This is a genomic window from Georgenia ruanii (genome assembly GCF_009193175.1).
GTDB lineage: Bacteria > Actinomycetota > Actinomycetes > Actinomycetales > Actinomycetaceae > Georgenia > Georgenia ruanii.
Map to the genome: position 1 here is coordinate 179019 of NZ_VUKE01000004.1, position 15315 is coordinate 194333.

General features: G+C 72.7%; 16 protein-coding genes. 12 read left to right on the forward strand and 4 right to left on the reverse strand.

The window, feature by feature from the left end; all coding sequences use genetic code 11:
• Positions 1-90 precede the first annotated feature (90 nt).
• The 3 genes from GD880_RS06440 to GD880_RS06450 are packed head-to-tail and all read left to right on the forward strand — an operon-like array spanning position 91 to position 2178.
• On the forward strand, positions 91-1260 hold the full coding sequence (locus GD880_RS06440; RefSeq protein ID WP_152230797.1) for a PIG-L family deacetylase: 1170 nt from the start codon (positions 91-93) through the stop codon (positions 1258-1260).
• Complete coding sequence (locus GD880_RS06445) at positions 1257-1667, forward strand: hypothetical protein (protein WP_152230798.1); 411 nt, start codon at positions 1257-1259, stop codon at positions 1665-1667. Before GD880_RS06440 ends, GD880_RS06445 begins: the two co-directional genes overlap by 4 nt.
• On the forward strand, positions 1660-2178 hold the full coding sequence (locus GD880_RS06450; RefSeq protein WP_152230799.1) for a flavin reductase family protein: 519 nt from the start codon (positions 1660-1662) through the stop codon (positions 2176-2178). Before GD880_RS06445 ends, GD880_RS06450 begins: the two co-directional genes overlap by 8 nt.
• A gap of 585 nt (positions 2179-2763) precedes the next feature.
• On the opposite strand, the gene GD880_RS06455 is transcribed toward GD880_RS06450, so the two are convergent.
• Positions 2764-3477: a hypothetical protein gene (locus tag GD880_RS06455; RefSeq protein ID WP_152230800.1), complete on the reverse strand. Its 714-nt coding sequence runs from the start codon at positions 3475-3477 to the stop codon at positions 2764-2766.
• On the opposite strand from GD880_RS06455, the gene GD880_RS06460 reads away from it, so the two are divergent.
• Positions 3454-5379: a VanW family protein gene (locus tag GD880_RS06460; protein WP_152230801.1), complete on the forward strand. Its 1926-nt coding sequence runs from the start codon at positions 3454-3456 to the stop codon at positions 5377-5379. The two genes, GD880_RS06455 and GD880_RS06460, sit on opposite strands and share 24 nt — an antisense overlap.
• Positions 5380-5446: 67 nt before the next feature.
• Positions 5447-5941 carry a GNAT family N-acetyltransferase gene (locus tag GD880_RS06465; RefSeq protein WP_152230802.1) on the forward strand — a complete coding sequence of 165 codons (495 nt, stop codon included), beginning with the start codon at positions 5447-5449 and terminating at the stop codon, positions 5939-5941.
• Positions 5942-5967: 26 nt separating this feature from the next.
• Here the strand turns inward: GD880_RS06465 and GD880_RS06470 are convergent, their stop codons facing one another.
• Positions 5968-6210 carry a putative acetyltransferase gene (locus GD880_RS06470; RefSeq protein ID WP_226909424.1) on the reverse strand — a complete coding sequence of 81 codons (243 nt, stop codon included), beginning with the start codon at positions 6208-6210 and terminating at the stop codon, positions 5968-5970.
• A gap of 277 nt (positions 6211-6487) precedes the next feature.
• On the opposite strand from GD880_RS06470, the gene fdxA reads away from it, so the two are divergent.
• The 3 genes from fdxA (at position 6488) to GD880_RS06480 (ending at position 9412) form a co-directional block, all read left to right on the forward strand.
• Positions 6488-6805 (forward strand): ferredoxin, encoded by a 318-nt coding sequence (gene fdxA, locus GD880_RS20635; RefSeq protein WP_226909425.1) that lies wholly within the window; start codon positions 6488-6490, stop codon positions 6803-6805.
• Positions 6806-6807: 2 nt separating this feature from the next.
• Positions 6808-7950, forward strand: a complete 1143-nt coding sequence (gene dapC / locus GD880_RS06475; RefSeq protein ID WP_226909426.1) for a succinyldiaminopimelate transaminase — start codon at positions 6808-6810, stop codon at positions 7948-7950.
• Positions 7951-8110: 160 nt separating this feature from the next.
• A complete protein-coding gene (locus tag GD880_RS06480; RefSeq protein WP_152230804.1) occupies positions 8111-9412 on the forward strand; it encodes a citrate synthase in 1302 nt (433 codons plus the stop codon).
• Positions 9413-9596: 184 nt separating this feature from the next.
• Here GD880_RS06480 and GD880_RS06485 read toward each other — a convergent pair whose 3' ends face one another.
• On the reverse strand, positions 9597-10589 hold the full coding sequence (locus GD880_RS06485; protein ID WP_152230805.1) for an ABC transporter substrate-binding protein: 993 nt from the start codon (positions 10587-10589) through the stop codon (positions 9597-9599).
• A 197-nt stretch (positions 10590-10786) separates the two neighbouring features.
• Positions 10787-11236, reverse strand: a complete 450-nt coding sequence (locus tag GD880_RS06490) for a MarR family winged helix-turn-helix transcriptional regulator (protein WP_152230806.1) — start codon at positions 11234-11236, stop codon at positions 10787-10789.
• A 169-nt stretch (positions 11237-11405) separates the two neighbouring features.
• Here GD880_RS06490 and GD880_RS06495 point away from each other — a divergent pair, with 169 nt between their 5' ends.
• From GD880_RS06495 to GD880_RS06510, 4 genes are read left to right on the forward strand one after another with little or no spacing between them, the layout of a single operon-like run.
• On the forward strand, positions 11406-12356 hold the full coding sequence (locus GD880_RS06495; protein WP_152230807.1) for an SDR family oxidoreductase: 951 nt from the start codon (positions 11406-11408) through the stop codon (positions 12354-12356).
• Positions 12353-13294, forward strand: coding sequence for an amidohydrolase family protein (locus tag GD880_RS06500; RefSeq protein WP_152230808.1), 942 nt, complete (start codon positions 12353-12355; stop codon positions 13292-13294). Before GD880_RS06495 ends, GD880_RS06500 begins: the two co-directional genes overlap by 4 nt.
• Positions 13287-14861: an acyl-CoA synthetase gene (locus tag GD880_RS06505; protein WP_152230809.1), complete on the forward strand. Its 1575-nt coding sequence runs from the start codon at positions 13287-13289 to the stop codon at positions 14859-14861. The genes GD880_RS06500 and GD880_RS06505 overlap by 8 nt, the downstream gene beginning before the upstream one ends.
• A complete protein-coding gene (locus GD880_RS06510) occupies positions 14858-15310 on the forward strand; it encodes a MaoC family dehydratase (protein WP_152230810.1) in 453 nt (150 codons plus the stop codon). Before GD880_RS06505 ends, GD880_RS06510 begins: the two co-directional genes overlap by 4 nt.
• The last annotated feature ends 5 nt before the right edge of the window (positions 15311-15315 follow it).

Consider the following 15315-nt stretch of genomic DNA (forward strand, 5'->3'; position numbering starts at 1 on the left):
TCCCACACCCGTGGGCCTGGCCTCTCGGCCTCGGGGGACGACGACGCGCGTTTCGCTGGCGGGGTCGGGGGAAGCGGTCATCATGGAGCCATGGCGTCGACACTGAGCACCAAAGAGGCTGAGCCGCCGACCGGCGGGGTGCTGGGGGCGTTCGCGCACCCCGACGACGAGACGATCACCGCCGGCGGCCTCCTCGCCTCCGCCGCCCGGGTCGGCCTGCCGACCACGGTTGTCGTCGGCACGCGGGGGGAGCGGGGCCAGGTCATCCCGCTGGACCTCGTCCACCTCGACGGCGACCCCGCGGGCCTGGCCCACCAGCGCGCCCGCGAGCTCGCCCGCGCCTGCTCGGCGCTGGGGGTCCGCAGCCACTACTTCCTCGACGAGGTGCCGGGCCTCGCCGCCCGCCGGCCGGCCCGGTTCACCGACTCCGGCATGGTCTGGGTGCGCCCGGGCGTCGCCGGCCCGGTGCCCGAGGCCGGCCCGGACGCCCTGAGCGCCGTCCCGGTCGAGGTCCCCGCCCGCCTGCTCGCCGCCCGCCTGCGCGTGGAGCGGCCCCAGGTGGTCATCACCGAGGACCCGCGAGGCGGGTACGGCCACCCCGACCACGTCCACATGCACCAGATCGCCATGCGGGCCGTCGAGCTGGCCAACGAGGCCGGCGAGGTCGATGACGCCGACGACCCGCTGGCCGGGCTCGAGCCCTGGCGCGTGCCGGTGGTGGTCTGGGTCGTCGCCCGCGAGGACCGCTACCGGGAGTCGTTGCGGTGGCTGGCGGACAAGCTCACTCACGCGCCGCAGTTCGGTACCCGTGGTGACGTCCTGGCCACCTTGCCCCCCACCACCGAGCTGCCGACGTTCGTCTTCCCGCCCGAGAAGGTCGACGTCGTGGTGGACTTCGCCGCCGTGCTGCCGGCCGTGGTCTCGGCGCTGCGCGCGCACCGCAGTCAGCTCCAGGACGTCCAGCACGAGGAGGTGGCGCGGCGCGACCAGCCCGCCCGCGGCTGGTTCGCCGTCGCCAACGGGCTGCTGCTGCCCCTGCTCGGCTCCACCGGCCTGTACCTGGTGCCGGGGTTCGACCGGGTCGGCGACCTCTACGTCGCCCCCGTGCACCACAGCGTCACCGAGAAGATTCCCGTGCTGGAGCGCTACAGCCTGGCGGGCACGTTCGGCCTGGCCCGTCTCGACGTGCGGGACCGGCTCGGCGACACGCGGGGCACCGACCGCCTCGCCGCCTTCCTCGGGGTGAAGATCGTTCCATGAGGAGTCGGGACCGCTCGGGCGTCGCAGTCGGCGTCGCGGCGGTGGTGCTGCTCGGCGTCGTCGTCGCCGGCTGCGGGACGATGCTGCACCGCTGGGAGCTTGGCGGCGTGCCGCTCGGGGTGGTGCTGGCCCTGCTCATGGTGCTGGTGGGCGGCGTCGTGGCCCGCGCGCTGATGGACATGGGCGGAGTGGTCCTCTACGGCCTCGCGGCCATCGTCACCAGCCAGGTGATGACGTTCTTCGGTCCCGGCGGCGACGTGCTTGTGCCCTCCGGGGCGCCGAGCCCCGTGTGGCTCCTCGGGCTGCCGGTCGCGGTGGCCCTGGCGGCCGCGACACCGCGGGCCTGGTATGCCGACCTCCCGGCGGGCGTGCGCCACCATCGCCGGCGCCGTGGCACCCATGAGTGAGGGCGCGGCGGTCGCCCCCGATCCCGAGGAGCTGGTGGAGCGCTACCGGGCGGCGATGGGCCGGCTCGCCGGGGGAGTGACCGTCGTGTCCGTGCGCGCCGGACAGGTGGATCTCGCCATGACCGCGACGGCGGTTGCGTCGGTCTCGCTGCGCCCGCCGATGGTGCTGTTCTGCGTGTACTCCGACGCGCGGCTGCGCGAGGCGCTCGACGAGGTCGACACGTGGGCCATCAGCCTCGTCGACGCGGACGCCCGGGTGGCCGCGGAGCGCCTGGCGATGCCGGGGCGGCCCACCATGGGCCAGCTCATCGGGGTGCAGCACCACCGCGGAGCGCTGTCCGGCGCCGCCCTCGTCGACGGCGCGCAGGGGTGGCTCGAGTGCCGGACCGCCTGGATCAAGACCGCCGGCGACCATGACGTCGTCGTCGGCGAGGTCCTGGACGCCACCCTCGGTGCCACCGGGACCGGGGCGCTGGTGCACTACCTGGGACGGATCCGGCCACTGTCCTGAGCTGTGGGGCTGGCGGTGTGGCACCCGGGATCGGTGCTGCCCGCGCGATGGCGCTGGGCCCCGCCCGTGAGGTCCGGGCGCCCGAGCAGCCGGGCCGTGCCATGCGGACGGCCCACGTGGCGCCGCCCGTGCACCCAGACCGGGAGTGGGCGCCCCGCGATCGATGGGTAGAGAACGACAGGCATTGCCTGCCGAGGTTTACCCATCGACCCGAGCCGTACGTTCGCGGCGTCGGCGCGCCGCGTCGATCGACGGCCACGACCCGTGCGGCCTCGTGTGGCGAGCGTCACCGTCGGCCGCCCCGGACGCAGACACGCCCGGTTCCGCGCTGAGCGATCAGTTGGTCACAGATTGGTGAAAAAGCCCGTCCGCACGGGTAAGGCGGGCGAAGCGTTGCTTACCATGCTGAAGTCGTGCGCCCGGCGCGACGGGGAAGAGGAACATCAGCTCGTGGCACAGGATTCAATGCCCGGCCGACACGGCACGCCTTCAGAGGAACCGTTCGACGGAGAGAACGGCACCGTCCCTGACCAGCCCGCCGGTCCTGGACTGAACGATCTCGACGCGGTGCTGTCCGCTCGCCGTTCACACGATACAGCGGACGTGGACCGTCCGGGGAATGCCAACGGCGACCCGACCGGCGAAACCGACGGCGACGTGGCCCACACCTCCGAGGACGCCGGCGGCACCTCCGACGACCGCATCGGCCAGCCGGAGGACGGGCCCTCGGCCTCCGATCCTCTCGATGAGGTCGTGACTGAGCCTGCCGAGCATGCCGATCCCGTCGAGGAGGCTGTGGCCGAGCGGGTCGATCCCGTCGATGAGGCTGTGGCCGAGCCCGTCGAATCTGTCGATGAGGTCGTAGCCGAGCACGGCGAACCTGTCGATGAGGTCGTGACCTTCGAGCGCGCCGAGCCTGTCGCCGAGTCGGCGGCGGCCGAGCACGCCGATGAGGTCGCGGCCGAGCCCGTCGAATCTGTCGATGAGGTCGCGGCCGAGCACGCCGATGAGGTCGCGGCCGAGCCCGCCGAGCCTCTCGATGAGGCCGTGGCCCCTGAGCGCCCCGAGCCTGCCGCCGAGTCCCCGGCTGTCGAGCCGGAGGCCGTGGCCGAACCAGCGGTCGCCGAGCCGGAGGCCGTGGCCGAACCAGCGGTCGCCGAGCCCCTCGAGCGCGCCGGCGCCGAGGATTCCGCGTCGTCGGGGGACGAGACGCAGGTTCTTCCCGTCGCCACCGAGACCGCGGCGGCTGCCGCTGCCGCGGACGACACGACGGCGGTGTCGGCCGCCGCCGCGCAGCACGAGACCGCCGTCGTGCCGCCGACCGCCGCACCGGACGAGACCGTCGCGAACCCGGCTCCGGAGCCGCCGGCCCCCGCCGCCGCGACGCCGACGGAGCGGCTCAACCCCGTGGAGGACGACCCCATGCCGTCTGCCTCACCGCTGCTGCAGTTCCCGGCCGCGCCGGCCCAGGCGCCCCGCACCAGCCGCAAGCGCGGCCTGACCGTCGCCGCGATCATCGTGGCGGTCGCCGCCGTCGCCTACGGGGTGGGCGCGTGGTTCGTCGGGGACAGGGTGCCCAACGGCACCGTCGTGGCCGGCGTGTCGATCGGCGGCCTGCCCGAGGACGAGGCCCGCCAGCGGCTCACCAGCGGGCTGGAAGACGTCCAGGGCGAGGTCGTGCCCGTGTCGATCGGCGGCGAGAACGTCTCCAGCATCGACCCGGCCGCCGTCGACCTCACGCTCGACGCCAACGCCACGCTCGACCCGCTGGTCGGCTTCTCCCTCGACCCGCGCGTCCTGTGGGGCCACCTCTTCGGTCGCGGCGAGGCCCCGGCCGTGTCCCGCGCTAACGAGGACGCCCTGCACACGGCCCTGGAGACGGCGGCCAGCGAGCTCGACGTCGCCCCGGTCGAGGGCGCGATCGCCTTCACGGGGGCCACGCCGGAGCCCACCGAGCCCGTCGCGGGCCGATCGGTCGACGTCGACGCCGCCGCGCAGCTCGTGCTGCGCGAGTGGCTCTCGTCCGAGCGTCCGCTGGAGCTGCCGACCAAGGAGGTCCAGCCGACGGTCGACGCCGCCGCGGTGGACAAGGCCATGACCGAGCTGGCCGAGCCGCTCGTGTCCGGACCGGTCGCGGTGAGCGTGGAGGACAAGCTCGCGCAGCTGAGCCCGCAGACGCTCGCGGCGCACGCCAGCTTCGTCGGTCACGACGGCGCCCTCCAGCTGGAGATGGACGGCGAGGGCCTGGCGGAGGCCGTCCAGGAGGCCAACCCGGAGATCGGCGTGGCCGGCGAGGACGCGAAGATCATCCTCAACGCCAACGCGGAGCCGCAGATCGTGCCCTCGACCTCCGGTCGCGGCCTGGACCCGAAGGAGCTCGGCCAGGCGGTGGCCACCGCCGGCACCTCCACCGACCGCACCGCGACCGTGCAGCTCGTGGACGCCGAGCCGGAGTTCACCACCGAGGACGCCCAGGCCCTCGGCGTCAAGGAGATCATCGCCGACTTCTCCACGCCCATGCCGTACGACCCCGTGCGCACCAAGAACCTCGAGGTCGGCACGGCCAAGGTGACCGGCATGCTCGTCAAGCCGGGGGAGGAGTTCTCCCTCCTCAAGGCGCTCGGCCCGATCACCGCGGCCAACGGGTACGTCTCCTCCGGCGTCGTCGAGGACGGCTTCTCCACCACCGCGCTCGGCGGTGGCCTCTCGCAGCTGTCCACCAACATGTTCAACGTCGGGCTCATCTCCGGGATGGACGACATTGACCACAAGCCCCACTCGCGCTGGTTCGACCGCTACCCGGCCGGTCGGGAGGCCACCTTGTGGGAGGGGCAGACCGACCTGGTCTGGCGCAACAACACCGACTACGGGGTCCTCGTCCACGCCTGGGTGGGGAACGGCCGGGTGCACACCCGGCTGTGGAGCACCAAGGTCTGGGACGTGAAGATCACGTCTTCGGACCACTACAACATCACCCGGCCGACCACCGTCTACAACCCCGCGGAGAAGTGCATCGCCGAGTCCGGCGGGCAGTACGGCTTCACCGTCACGGTCACCCGCGAGCGCTCGCGCGCCGGGCAGGCGCCCGAGAGCCAGAAGTGGACGTGGACGTACCAGCCGTGGAACAAGATCGTCTGCGGCGAGAAGCCGTCACCGCAGTCGGGGCCGAGCCCGAGCCCGTCTCCGTCGGCGGCCGGCTGACGCGGCGGTTCCCGAGGGCCGACACGGCGCCGCGCGGGCGCCGGCGCGGTGCGTAGGGTGCGGGCTCATGAGCCACATCCGCCCCGCCCGGCCGGAGGACGTGCCGGTCATCCTCCAGCTCGTCCACGACCTCGCCGTCTACGAGCGTGAGCCCGACGCCGTCAAGGCCACCGCGGAGGGCCTGCGAGACGCGCTGTTCGGGCCGGCGCCCGCGGTCTTCGCCCACGTGGCCGAGGAGGACGGCGAGGTCCAGGGCTTCGCGCTGTGGTTCCGGAACTTCTCCACCTGGGAGGGCGTGCACGGGATCTACCTGGAGGACCTCTACGTGCGCCCCGAGGCGCGCGGGCGCGGGCACGGCTCGGCGCTGCTGCGGACCCTCGCGCAGATCGCGGACGAGCGCGGCTACGCCCGGGTGGAGTGGGCGGTGCTGAACTGGAACGCCCCGTCCATCGGGTTCTACCGCAGCCTGGGCGCCCGGCCGCAGGACGAGTGGACCACCTTCCGGCTCACCGGTGCCGCGCTGGCCGAGCTCGCCGCCGAGGGCGCCGACGTGCGCGCCTGACCGCCGCCGGCCCCCACGCCACGGGGTCAGCGCGGCCGCGGGTCCGCCGCCGGCGGGGGCGGGACGCGCTTGCCCGTGACCATCACGGCCGCCGGGACCGCCACGTCCCCGCGCCGGGTGCGCACGACGACGCCGTCGGGCCGCACCTCGAGCAGGTCGCCCAGCGCGTCGGAGTAGCCGCCCTCGACCCGATAGCGCACGACGACACGTTCACCCACGCGCCAGCGCAGCCAGGGAAGCGGGGGTGGGGCGTCGGGGGCGGGCGTCATGGGCCCAGCCTGCCCCTCAGCGCCTGGCACCGGAAATCCGCCGGACGGCCGGCGAGCCGACCCCACCCGACGTGCCGGACGGCCGGTGAGCCGACCCCACCCGACGTGCCGGACGCCGCGCCCGGCACCGTCCCCGGTGCGCCCGGGCCATCGCCGGCGCCCGGGCGACGGCGCGGCGGGCGCGCAGGTTCGTGTAGCGCCCCGGACTGCGGGATACTGGGGGCCGACGTCGCCATGGGCGCCACCGCGCCGTGGCCAGCGAGGAAAGGATGTTTCCGTGACCTACGTGATCGCCCAGCCGTGCGTGGACGTCAAGGACCGGGCCTGCGTGGACGAGTGTCCCGTCGACTGCATCTACGAGGGCGCCCGCTCGCTGTACATCCACCCCGACGAGTGCGTGGACTGCGGCGCCTGCGAGCCGGTGTGCCCGGTCGAGGCGATCTTCTACGAGGACGACGTCCCGCAGATCTGGTCGGACTACTACCGCGCCAACGTCGAGTTCTTCAACGACCTCGGCTCGCCCGGCGGCGCGGCGAAGATGGGCGTCATCGACAAGGACGACCCGATGATCGCCGCCCTGCCCCCGCAGGCCTGAGCGTGCCGCTCTACGGCCGAGCCCTGCCCGACTTCCCCTGGGACTCCCTCGCGCCGGCGAAGACCCGTGCCGCGGCGCACCCGGGCGGCATCGTCGACCTCTCCGTCGGCACGCCCGTCGACCCCACCCCCGCCGTCGCCCAGGAGGCGCTGCGGGCGGCGGCGAACGCCCCGGGCTACCCGCAGACCGTCGGCACGCTGGCGCTGCGCGAGGCGGTGGTCGCCTGGTTCGCGCGGCGGCGCGGCGTGCCCGACCTCGGCGTCGACGGCGTGCTGCCCACCCTGGGGTCGAAGGAGATGGTCGCCCTGCTGCCCGCCCTGCTCGGGCTGGGCGAGGGCGACGTCGTCGTCCACCCGCAGGCGGCCTACCCCACCTACGACGTCGGCGCCCGGCTGGCCGGGGCGACCCCCGTGCCGGTGGGCGAGGACCTCGCCGCCTGGCCCGAGCACGCGCGGCTCGTCTGGCTGAACTCCCCGGGCAACCCCGACGGGCACGTGCTCGGCGCCGACCAGCTCGCCGCGGTGGTGGCCTGGGCGCGCGAGCGCGGCGCCGTCGTCGCCTCCGACGAGTGCTACGCCGAGCTGCCCTGGCGTGCGCCGTGGACGAGCGAGGGCGTGCCCTCCCTGCTCGACCCCCGGGTGACCGGCGGGGACCACAGCGGCCTGCTGGTGCTGTACTCGCTGAGCAAGCAGTCCAACCTGGCCGGGTACCGCGCGGCGTTCGTGGCCGGGGACCCGGCGCTGGTGCGGCCGCTGACGGAGGTGCGCAAGCACGCCGGGATGATCGTGCCCTTCCCCGTCCAGGAAGCGATGACCGCCGTCCTGGCCGACGACGCGCACGTCGAGGCCCAGCGCGAGCGCTACCGCGCCCGGCGCGAGGTGCTGCTCGGCGCCGTCGAGGCCGCCGGGCTGGAGCTGGACCCCGCCACCGCCGCCGGCCTCTACCTGTGGGTGCGCGCCGCCGGGCGCACGGACGTCGGCTCCTGGGAGCTCGTCGACGCCCTGGCCCACCGCGGCATCCTCGTGGCGCCGGGGACGTTCTACGGCCCCCGCGGCGAGGGGTACGTCCGGGTGGCGCTGACGGCCACGGACGAGCGGGTGGCCGCCGCCGCGGACCGGCTGGGCGGGGGCGGACGGCTGTTCTGACGCCGTTTGTGCCGCGGGTCACAGTGCGGGCGAATTCGAACGTGACGCTCGCAATGGCCTATCGTTGTGTGTCGGATCACGCCCCCCTCGGGCGCCACCGGAGCCCGAGGGTTCGCAACGAGGCGCTCAACAGAGGGCCACATCCCGAGGAGGGGACCACATGTCGATTGCCGAGCAGAGCGCGGCAGCAACATTCGAGGTAGACGGCAAGGCGCTCCAGTTCGAACGCGTGCACGCGGTCGAGGGCAACGACGGCGTCAACATCTCCTCCCTGCTCAAGCAGACCGGCCTGGTCACCCTCGACCCGGGCTTCATGAACACCGCGTCGACGACCTCGGCGATCACCTACATCGACGGCGACAAGGGCATCCTGCGCTACCGCGGCTACCCGATCGACCAGCTGGCCAAGGACTCCACCTTCCTCGAGGTGGCCTACCTGCTCATCTACGGCGAGCTGCCCGACGCCGAGACCCTCGAGGCGGTCACCCGCCGCATCAAGCGGCACACCATCCTCCACGAGGACTTCAAGGCGTTCTTCACCGCCTTCCCCGCCAACGGCCACCCGATGGCCATCCTGCAGGCGGGCATCGCCGCGCTGGGCACGTACTACCAGCACACGCTGGACCCCAAGGACCACTACCAGATGGAGCTCTCCACGGTGCTCCTCATGGCGAAGGTCCCCACGATGATCGCCTCGATCGCCAAGCGGGCCACCGGGCTGCCGCTGCTCTACCCCGACGCGTCGAAGTCCTACATCGAGGACTTCATCCGCATGACCTTCGGGCTGCCCTACCAGCGCCACGACGTCGACCCGGCCATCGTCAAGGCCCTCGACATGCTGCTCATCCTGCACGCCGACCACGAGCAGAACTGCTCGACGTCGACCGTGCGCATGGTGGGCTCCTCGCACGCGAACATCTACGCCTCGGTCGCCGCCGGCGTCGGTGCGCTGTCCGGCCCGCTGCACGGCGGGGCCAACGAGGCCGTGCTGGAGATGCTCAGCCGCATCCAGTCCGGCGGGCACTCGGTCGAGGGGTTCATGACCAAGGTCAAGAACAAGGAGGACGGCGTCCGCCTCATGGGCTTCGGCCACCGGGTCTACAAGAACTACGACCCGCGCGCCGCCATCGTCAAGGAGGCCGCGCACGACGTGCTGCAGCGCCTGGGCAAGAACGACGAGCTGCTCGACATCGCCATGGGCCTGGAGGAGATCGCCCTCCACGACGAGTACTTCATCGAGCGCAAGCTCTACCCGAACGTCGACTTCTACACCGGGCTGATCTACAAGGCCATGGGCTTCCCGACCCAGATGTTCACCCCGCTGTTCGCCCTGGGCCGCCTGCCCGGCTGGATCGCCCAGTACCGCGAGATGATCGAGGACCCGACCACGAAGATCGGCCGCCCGCGCCAGGTCTACACCGGCTCCGCCGAGCGGCAGTACGTGCCGATCGACCAGCGCTGACGTCGCGTCCGGGCGGCGATGCCCCGGCGCCGACGACGGCGAGGGCCCCCGACCACAGGCAGGTTCCTGTGGTCGGGGGCCCTCGCCGTCGGTCGCCGGAGGCCCTGGCTGCGCCGAAGGCGCCCGCTCGTGCCGGTGCCGCCGCGCCACGCGGGCAGCGGCGGCACCGGGCATGCCGTGGTCGTCAGGACTTCGGCACGAACGTGTCCATGGCGACCTTCTTCTTGAGGATGCCGTCCTGCAGCGCGAGGTCGGCGAGGGTCTGCAGCGCGTCGCGGTCCATCTGCCCGCGGAAGTCCTCGATGAGCACCTTCTGCGCCAGCTCGGGCTTCATGTCGAGGAACGTCGTCAGGGTCTGCCGGACCTCGTCCGGGTGCTCCTGGGCGTACGCGGTGACGTCGTCGACGGCCGCGGCGAAGTTGTCGACCAGCTCGGGGTCCTGCTGGGCCAGCTTGCCGGAGGTGAAGACGGACATGGTCGGCACGCCCGGCATGGTCTCCTGGTAGTTGTACGTGACGCGCGTGTCGCCGGCGTCCTTGAACACGGTCTGGAACGGCTCGGGGACCCAGGCGGCGTCGATGTTGCCGGCGTTCAGCGCGGCGGGCATGTCGGGGAAGCCGAGCTCGACGAAGTTGATGCTGTCGGGGTCGCCGCCGGCCTTCTTGACCACCTCGCGGATGGTGACCTCGCCCTGGGTCTTGAGGTTGTTGACGGCGACGGTCTTGCCGGCGAGGTCGGCCGGGGACTCGATACCCGAGTCCGGCTTGGCCCACACGGAGGTGATGTCGTCGCCCTCCTTGAGGGCGTGCGAGTAGCCGGTGACCATCCGGACGTCGAGCCCCTGGTCCTGGGCCAGCATGAGGCTGAGCGGGTTGGAGATCGCGAACTGCATCTGGCCGGAGACGACGGCGGGCAGCAGTGCCGCCCCGCCCTGGCCGGTCTCGAGGGACACGTCGAAGCCGTGCTCCTTGAAGATGCCCTTGTCGACGCCGAGCTGGAGGGCCGCGCTGGGCACGATGGGCAGCACGCCCATCTTGACCTCGGTGGTCTCGGACCCGCCGGCCGCGCTGCTCTCGGAGCCGGCCGCGGGGGTGGTGGCGTCGTCGTTGCCGCCGCCGGAGCAGGCCGTCAGCGCGAGGAGGATCCCCGCCGTCAGGACACACATCCTTGTGCGCATGCTGTTCCTTTCCTAGCTGTGTGAAGGGAGGTGCTGGTTCTTTTCGGTGAGTCGGGTTCTGCGGTCGTGGTCTCGGTGTCGGGATCTGGTGTCGGTCGCGGATGCGGTGTCGGTGTGCGTGCAAGCTCGGTCGCGGCCGGGGCGCCGGTCGCAGGTGCGGCCGGACGGCCTCGGTGGTAGGTCGGGTCTCGTTGCCCTCAGCTGGCCCGGCCGAGCCGGGCGGCCTCGGCGCTGGCGGGGCTGACGATGCGCTGCAGCAGCCGGCGCAGGGTCTGACGCTCGGCGTCGTCCAGGTCGCCGAGCAACTGGTCGATCGACCCCTCGACGCGCTCGCGGGCCTGGGCGTAGAGGTCGCGCCCGGGTCCGGTGATGACGACGGACTTCTGCCGCCGGTCCGAGGGGTGCGGCCGCCGCTCGGCGAGGGTGCGCCGCTCGAGCCCGTCGACGAGGGCGACGATCTGGCTGGGGTCGAGCCGCAGGGCGTCGGCGAGCTCGCGCTGGCTCACGCCGTCGGTGGTGGCGAGCAGCTCGAGCAGGGAGTACGACCGGCTGTTGAGGTCCAGCGGCGCCAGCGCCGCGTTCGCGGTCGCGACGCCCTGCCCGCTCGCCAGGGACAGCAGCAGGCCGATGTTCTCGGGCGCGGTCATCGCAGCTCCTGGCGTCGTCGCATGTCCGGGAGCCTAGAGGCAACGATTAAGAACGTCAATGATTGACGGCGTCCATGATGTGTGGTCACACTGTGAGGGACGTCGCAGGTGACGTCGCGGGCGCCGCCCGCGCGAGCACCGCGGTCAACGAGGACATCAAGGAGCGGACATGAGCCTGACCGGAAAAGTCGCCATCGTCACCGGCAGCGGCCGGGGCCTGGGCCTGGCCTACGCCACGGAGCTGGCGCGCCAGGGCGCGCGCGTCGTCGTCAACGACGTCGACCAGCAGGTCGCCGACGACGCCGTCGCCGCCATCACGGGCGCCGGCGGGGAGGCCGTGGCGGTGGTCGCCCCGGTCGGGTCCACCGAGACCGCCAAGGCGCTGGTGGCCGCCGCCGTGGAGAGCTTCGGCCGCCTGGACATCCTGGTGACCAACGCCGGGGTGCTGCGCGACACCGTGCTGTGGAAGATGTCCGACGACGACTTCGACACCGTCATCAACGTCCACCTACGCGGCACCTTCACCTGCGTGCGCGAGGCCGCGACCTACCTGCGCGAGCAGGGCGAGGGCGGCCGGATCATCTGCATCGGCTCCCCGACCGGCCAGCGCGGCAACTTTGGCCAGACCAACTACGCCGCCGCCAAGGCCGGCATCGTCGGCATGGTGCGCACCTGGGCGATGGAGCTGGCCCGGGCCAACATCACCGCCAACGCCGTCATCCCGGTCGCGGCCACCGCCATGACCGAGACGGTGCCGTTCTTCAAGCAGTTCGTCGACGCCGCCGCCCGCGGGGAGCAGATGCCGCCCTTCGCCCGCCGCGTCCTCGGCTTCGGCACCCCGGACGACGTCGCCGGCGTCATCGCCTTCCTCGCCTCCGACGCCGCGGCCGGTGTCACCGGCCAGGCCGTGGGCGTGGGCGGGGACCGCCTGGCCCTGTGGTCGCACCCGCAGGAGGTGGCCACCGCGTTCCAGGACGGCGGCTGGTCCGTCGACCAGCTCACCGAGGACTTCGACTCCCTCTTCGGCCAGGTGCTCCAGAGCGTCGGCCAGCCCATGCCGCAGCCGCCGGCCGAGAAGCCCGCCGACGCCCCCGCCGCGCAGAAGGTCGAGCAGCGATGACCCGCTACGAGTGCGCGGTCGACCCGGCCGCCGTCGTCGCCGTCGACACGCACGTGCACGTGGAGAAGGACCACCACGGCCACCTCTCCCTGCCCGGGGAGGTGCTCGACGCCGCCGCGAAGTACTTCAAGGCGCCCACGGACCGGATGACCATCGACGAGACGGCGCAGTACTACCGCGAGCGGCAGATGGCCGCCGTCGTCTTCACGGTCGACGCCACCACCAAGCTCGGCCACGCGCCGAACAGCACCGAGGAGATCGCCGCGGGCGCCGCCCGCAACAACGACGTCCTCATCCCGTTCGGCTCGGTCGACCCGCACGCCGCCGACGCCGTCGACAAGGCGCGCCGGCAGGTGGAGGAGCTGGGGGTGCGCGGGTTCAAGTTCCACCCCTCGCTGCAGGACTTCGACCCCTCCGAGGAGCGCTGGTTCCCCCTCTACGCCGCCATCGAGGAGTACCGGCTCCCGGCGATCTTCCACACCGGTCAGACCGGCATCGGCGCGCGCATGCCCGGCGGGTTCGGGATCAAGCTGGGGCTGTCCAACCCCATGCTGCTCGACGTCGTCGCGGCCACCTTCCCGCGGATGGGCATCATCATGGCCCACCCCTCGGTGCCCTGGCAGGACGAGGCGATCGCGGTGGCCACGCACAAGGGCAACGTCTACATCGACCTGTCGGGCTGGTCGCCGAAGTACTTCCCGCCCGCCCTGGTCAAGCAGGCCAACTCCCTGCTGCAGGACAAGGTCCTGTTCGCCTCCGACTTCCCGCTGCTGACCCCCGAGCGCTGGCTCAAGGACTTCGCCGCCCTCGACCTCAAGGACGAGGTGCGCCCGAAGATCCTCAAGGACAACGCCGTGCGGCTGCTCGGGCTGGGCACCGCCGCGGCGGACCCGGCCGCGCCGGCCGCCGCCGCGGCCCGGGGTGAGACCGGTGCGTGACCTCGGCATCGGCTCCTGGCCGGCGCGGCGGGTCAAGAACGGCGCGGACCGGCCGGCGCTGGTCTACGGGGACCGCGTGGACACCTACGCCGACGTGGAGCGGCGGACCCGTCAGCTCGCCAACGCGCTGCGCGCCGCCGGGGTGCGGCGCGGGGACCGGGTCGCCTACGTGGGGTTCAACCACCCCTCGCTGCTGGAGACGTTCTTCGCCACCGCGCAGCTCGGCGCCATCTGGGTGATCATCAACGCCCGGCTCGCCCCCGCCGAGGTCGAGTACATCCTGACCGACTCCGGCGCCTCGGTGGTGGTCCACGGCGCCGAGCACGCCGAGCACGCGGCCCGCCTCGCCCACCTCGCGGGCGTGCGGTGGATCGCCGTCGACGGCGCCGCCGCGGCCGCGTCAGGGGCGCCCGGCGGCGCGCCGGGCACCGCCGCGGCCGCGCCCGGCGCCGTCGGGTTCGAGGAGTTCCTCGCCGCCGGCGGCACCGACGTCATCGACGAGCCGGTCGGCTGGGACGACCCGGCGATGATCATGTACACCTCGGGCACCACCGGACGGCCCAAGGGCGCCACGCACACCCACGGCAGCCTGAGCTTCCAGTACTTCACCGCGCTGGTGGACACCGACTTCGTCCGTGACGAGGTCATGCTCGCCGTCGCCCCGCTGTTCCACGTGGCCGGGCTGAACACGATGACCATGCCGACCTTCCTCAAGGGCGGGAAGGTCATCATCCAGCACGGCTTCAGCCCCACGAGCGTGCTGGAGACCATCGAAGCCGAGCGGGTGACCTCGATGTTCGCCGTCCCGGCGATGATGGACGCCCTCGCCCTCGACCCGGCCTTCGCCGGCACGGACCTGTCCAGCCTGCGCAACGTCCTCGTCGGCGGCTCCCCGCTGCCGGACCGGATGCTGCGCACCTGGGCCGACCGCGGCGTCGCCGTCCAGCAGGGCTTCGGCATGACCGAGACCGCGCCCGGGATCTACCTGCTGCTCAACGAGGACGCCTTCCGCAAGTCCGGCTCGGCCGGCCGCCCGCACTTCTGGGTGGAGGGCCGCGTGGTCGGCCCCGACGGCCGCGACGTCGCGCCGGGGGAGATCGGCGAGGTCGTCGCCCAGGGCCCCAATGTCATGCGCGGGTACTGGAACAAGCCCGAGGCCACCGCCGAGGCGATCCGCGACGGCTGGTACCACACCGGCGACCTGGCCACCGTCGACGAGGACGGCTACGTCTACATCAAGGACCGGCTCAAGGACATGTTCATCTCCGGCGGGGAGAATGTGTACCCGGCCGAGGTGGAGAATGCCCTGCTCGACATCCCCGGCGTGGCCGAGGCCGCCGTCATCGGGGTGGCGCACCCGAAGTGGGGCGAGGTCGGGCACGCCTACGTCGTCCTCGCCGAGGGCGCCGCCCTCCTCACCCCCGACGACGTCGTCGCCGCGCTGGAGGGCCGCCTGGCCCGCTACAAGATCCCCAAGGACGTCGTCTTCGTCGACCAGCTCCCGCGCACCGCGACGGGCAAGCTCCAGAAGCACCTCATCCGCACCCGACTCGAGGAGTCCGCATGACCACCACCGTGACGTTCCAGGACCTGCCCGGCCTCGCCGGCACCAACCTGGGGTTCTCCGGCTACCGGGAGATCACCCAGGAGCAGGTCAACCTCTTCGCTGACGCCGCCGACGACCACCAGTGGATCCACGTCGACCCCGAGCGCGCCAAGGACGGCCCGTTCGGGGCGCCCATCGCCCACGGCTACCTCAGCCTGGCGCTGATCATCCCCTTCTCCGAGGAGCTGCTCGACGTCGACGGGGTCACCACCAAGGTCAACTACGGCCTGGACAAGGTGCGCTTCCCCTCCCCGGTCAAGGTCGGCTCCCGGGTGCGGATGGGCACGACCGTCCGGGAGGTCACCGAGGTCCCCGGCGGGTACCAGCTCACCCTCGACAACGTGATCGAGGTCGAGGGCGCGACCAAGCCGGCGGTGGCCGCAACCACCCTGTTCCGCTTCTACGCGTGAGCGCG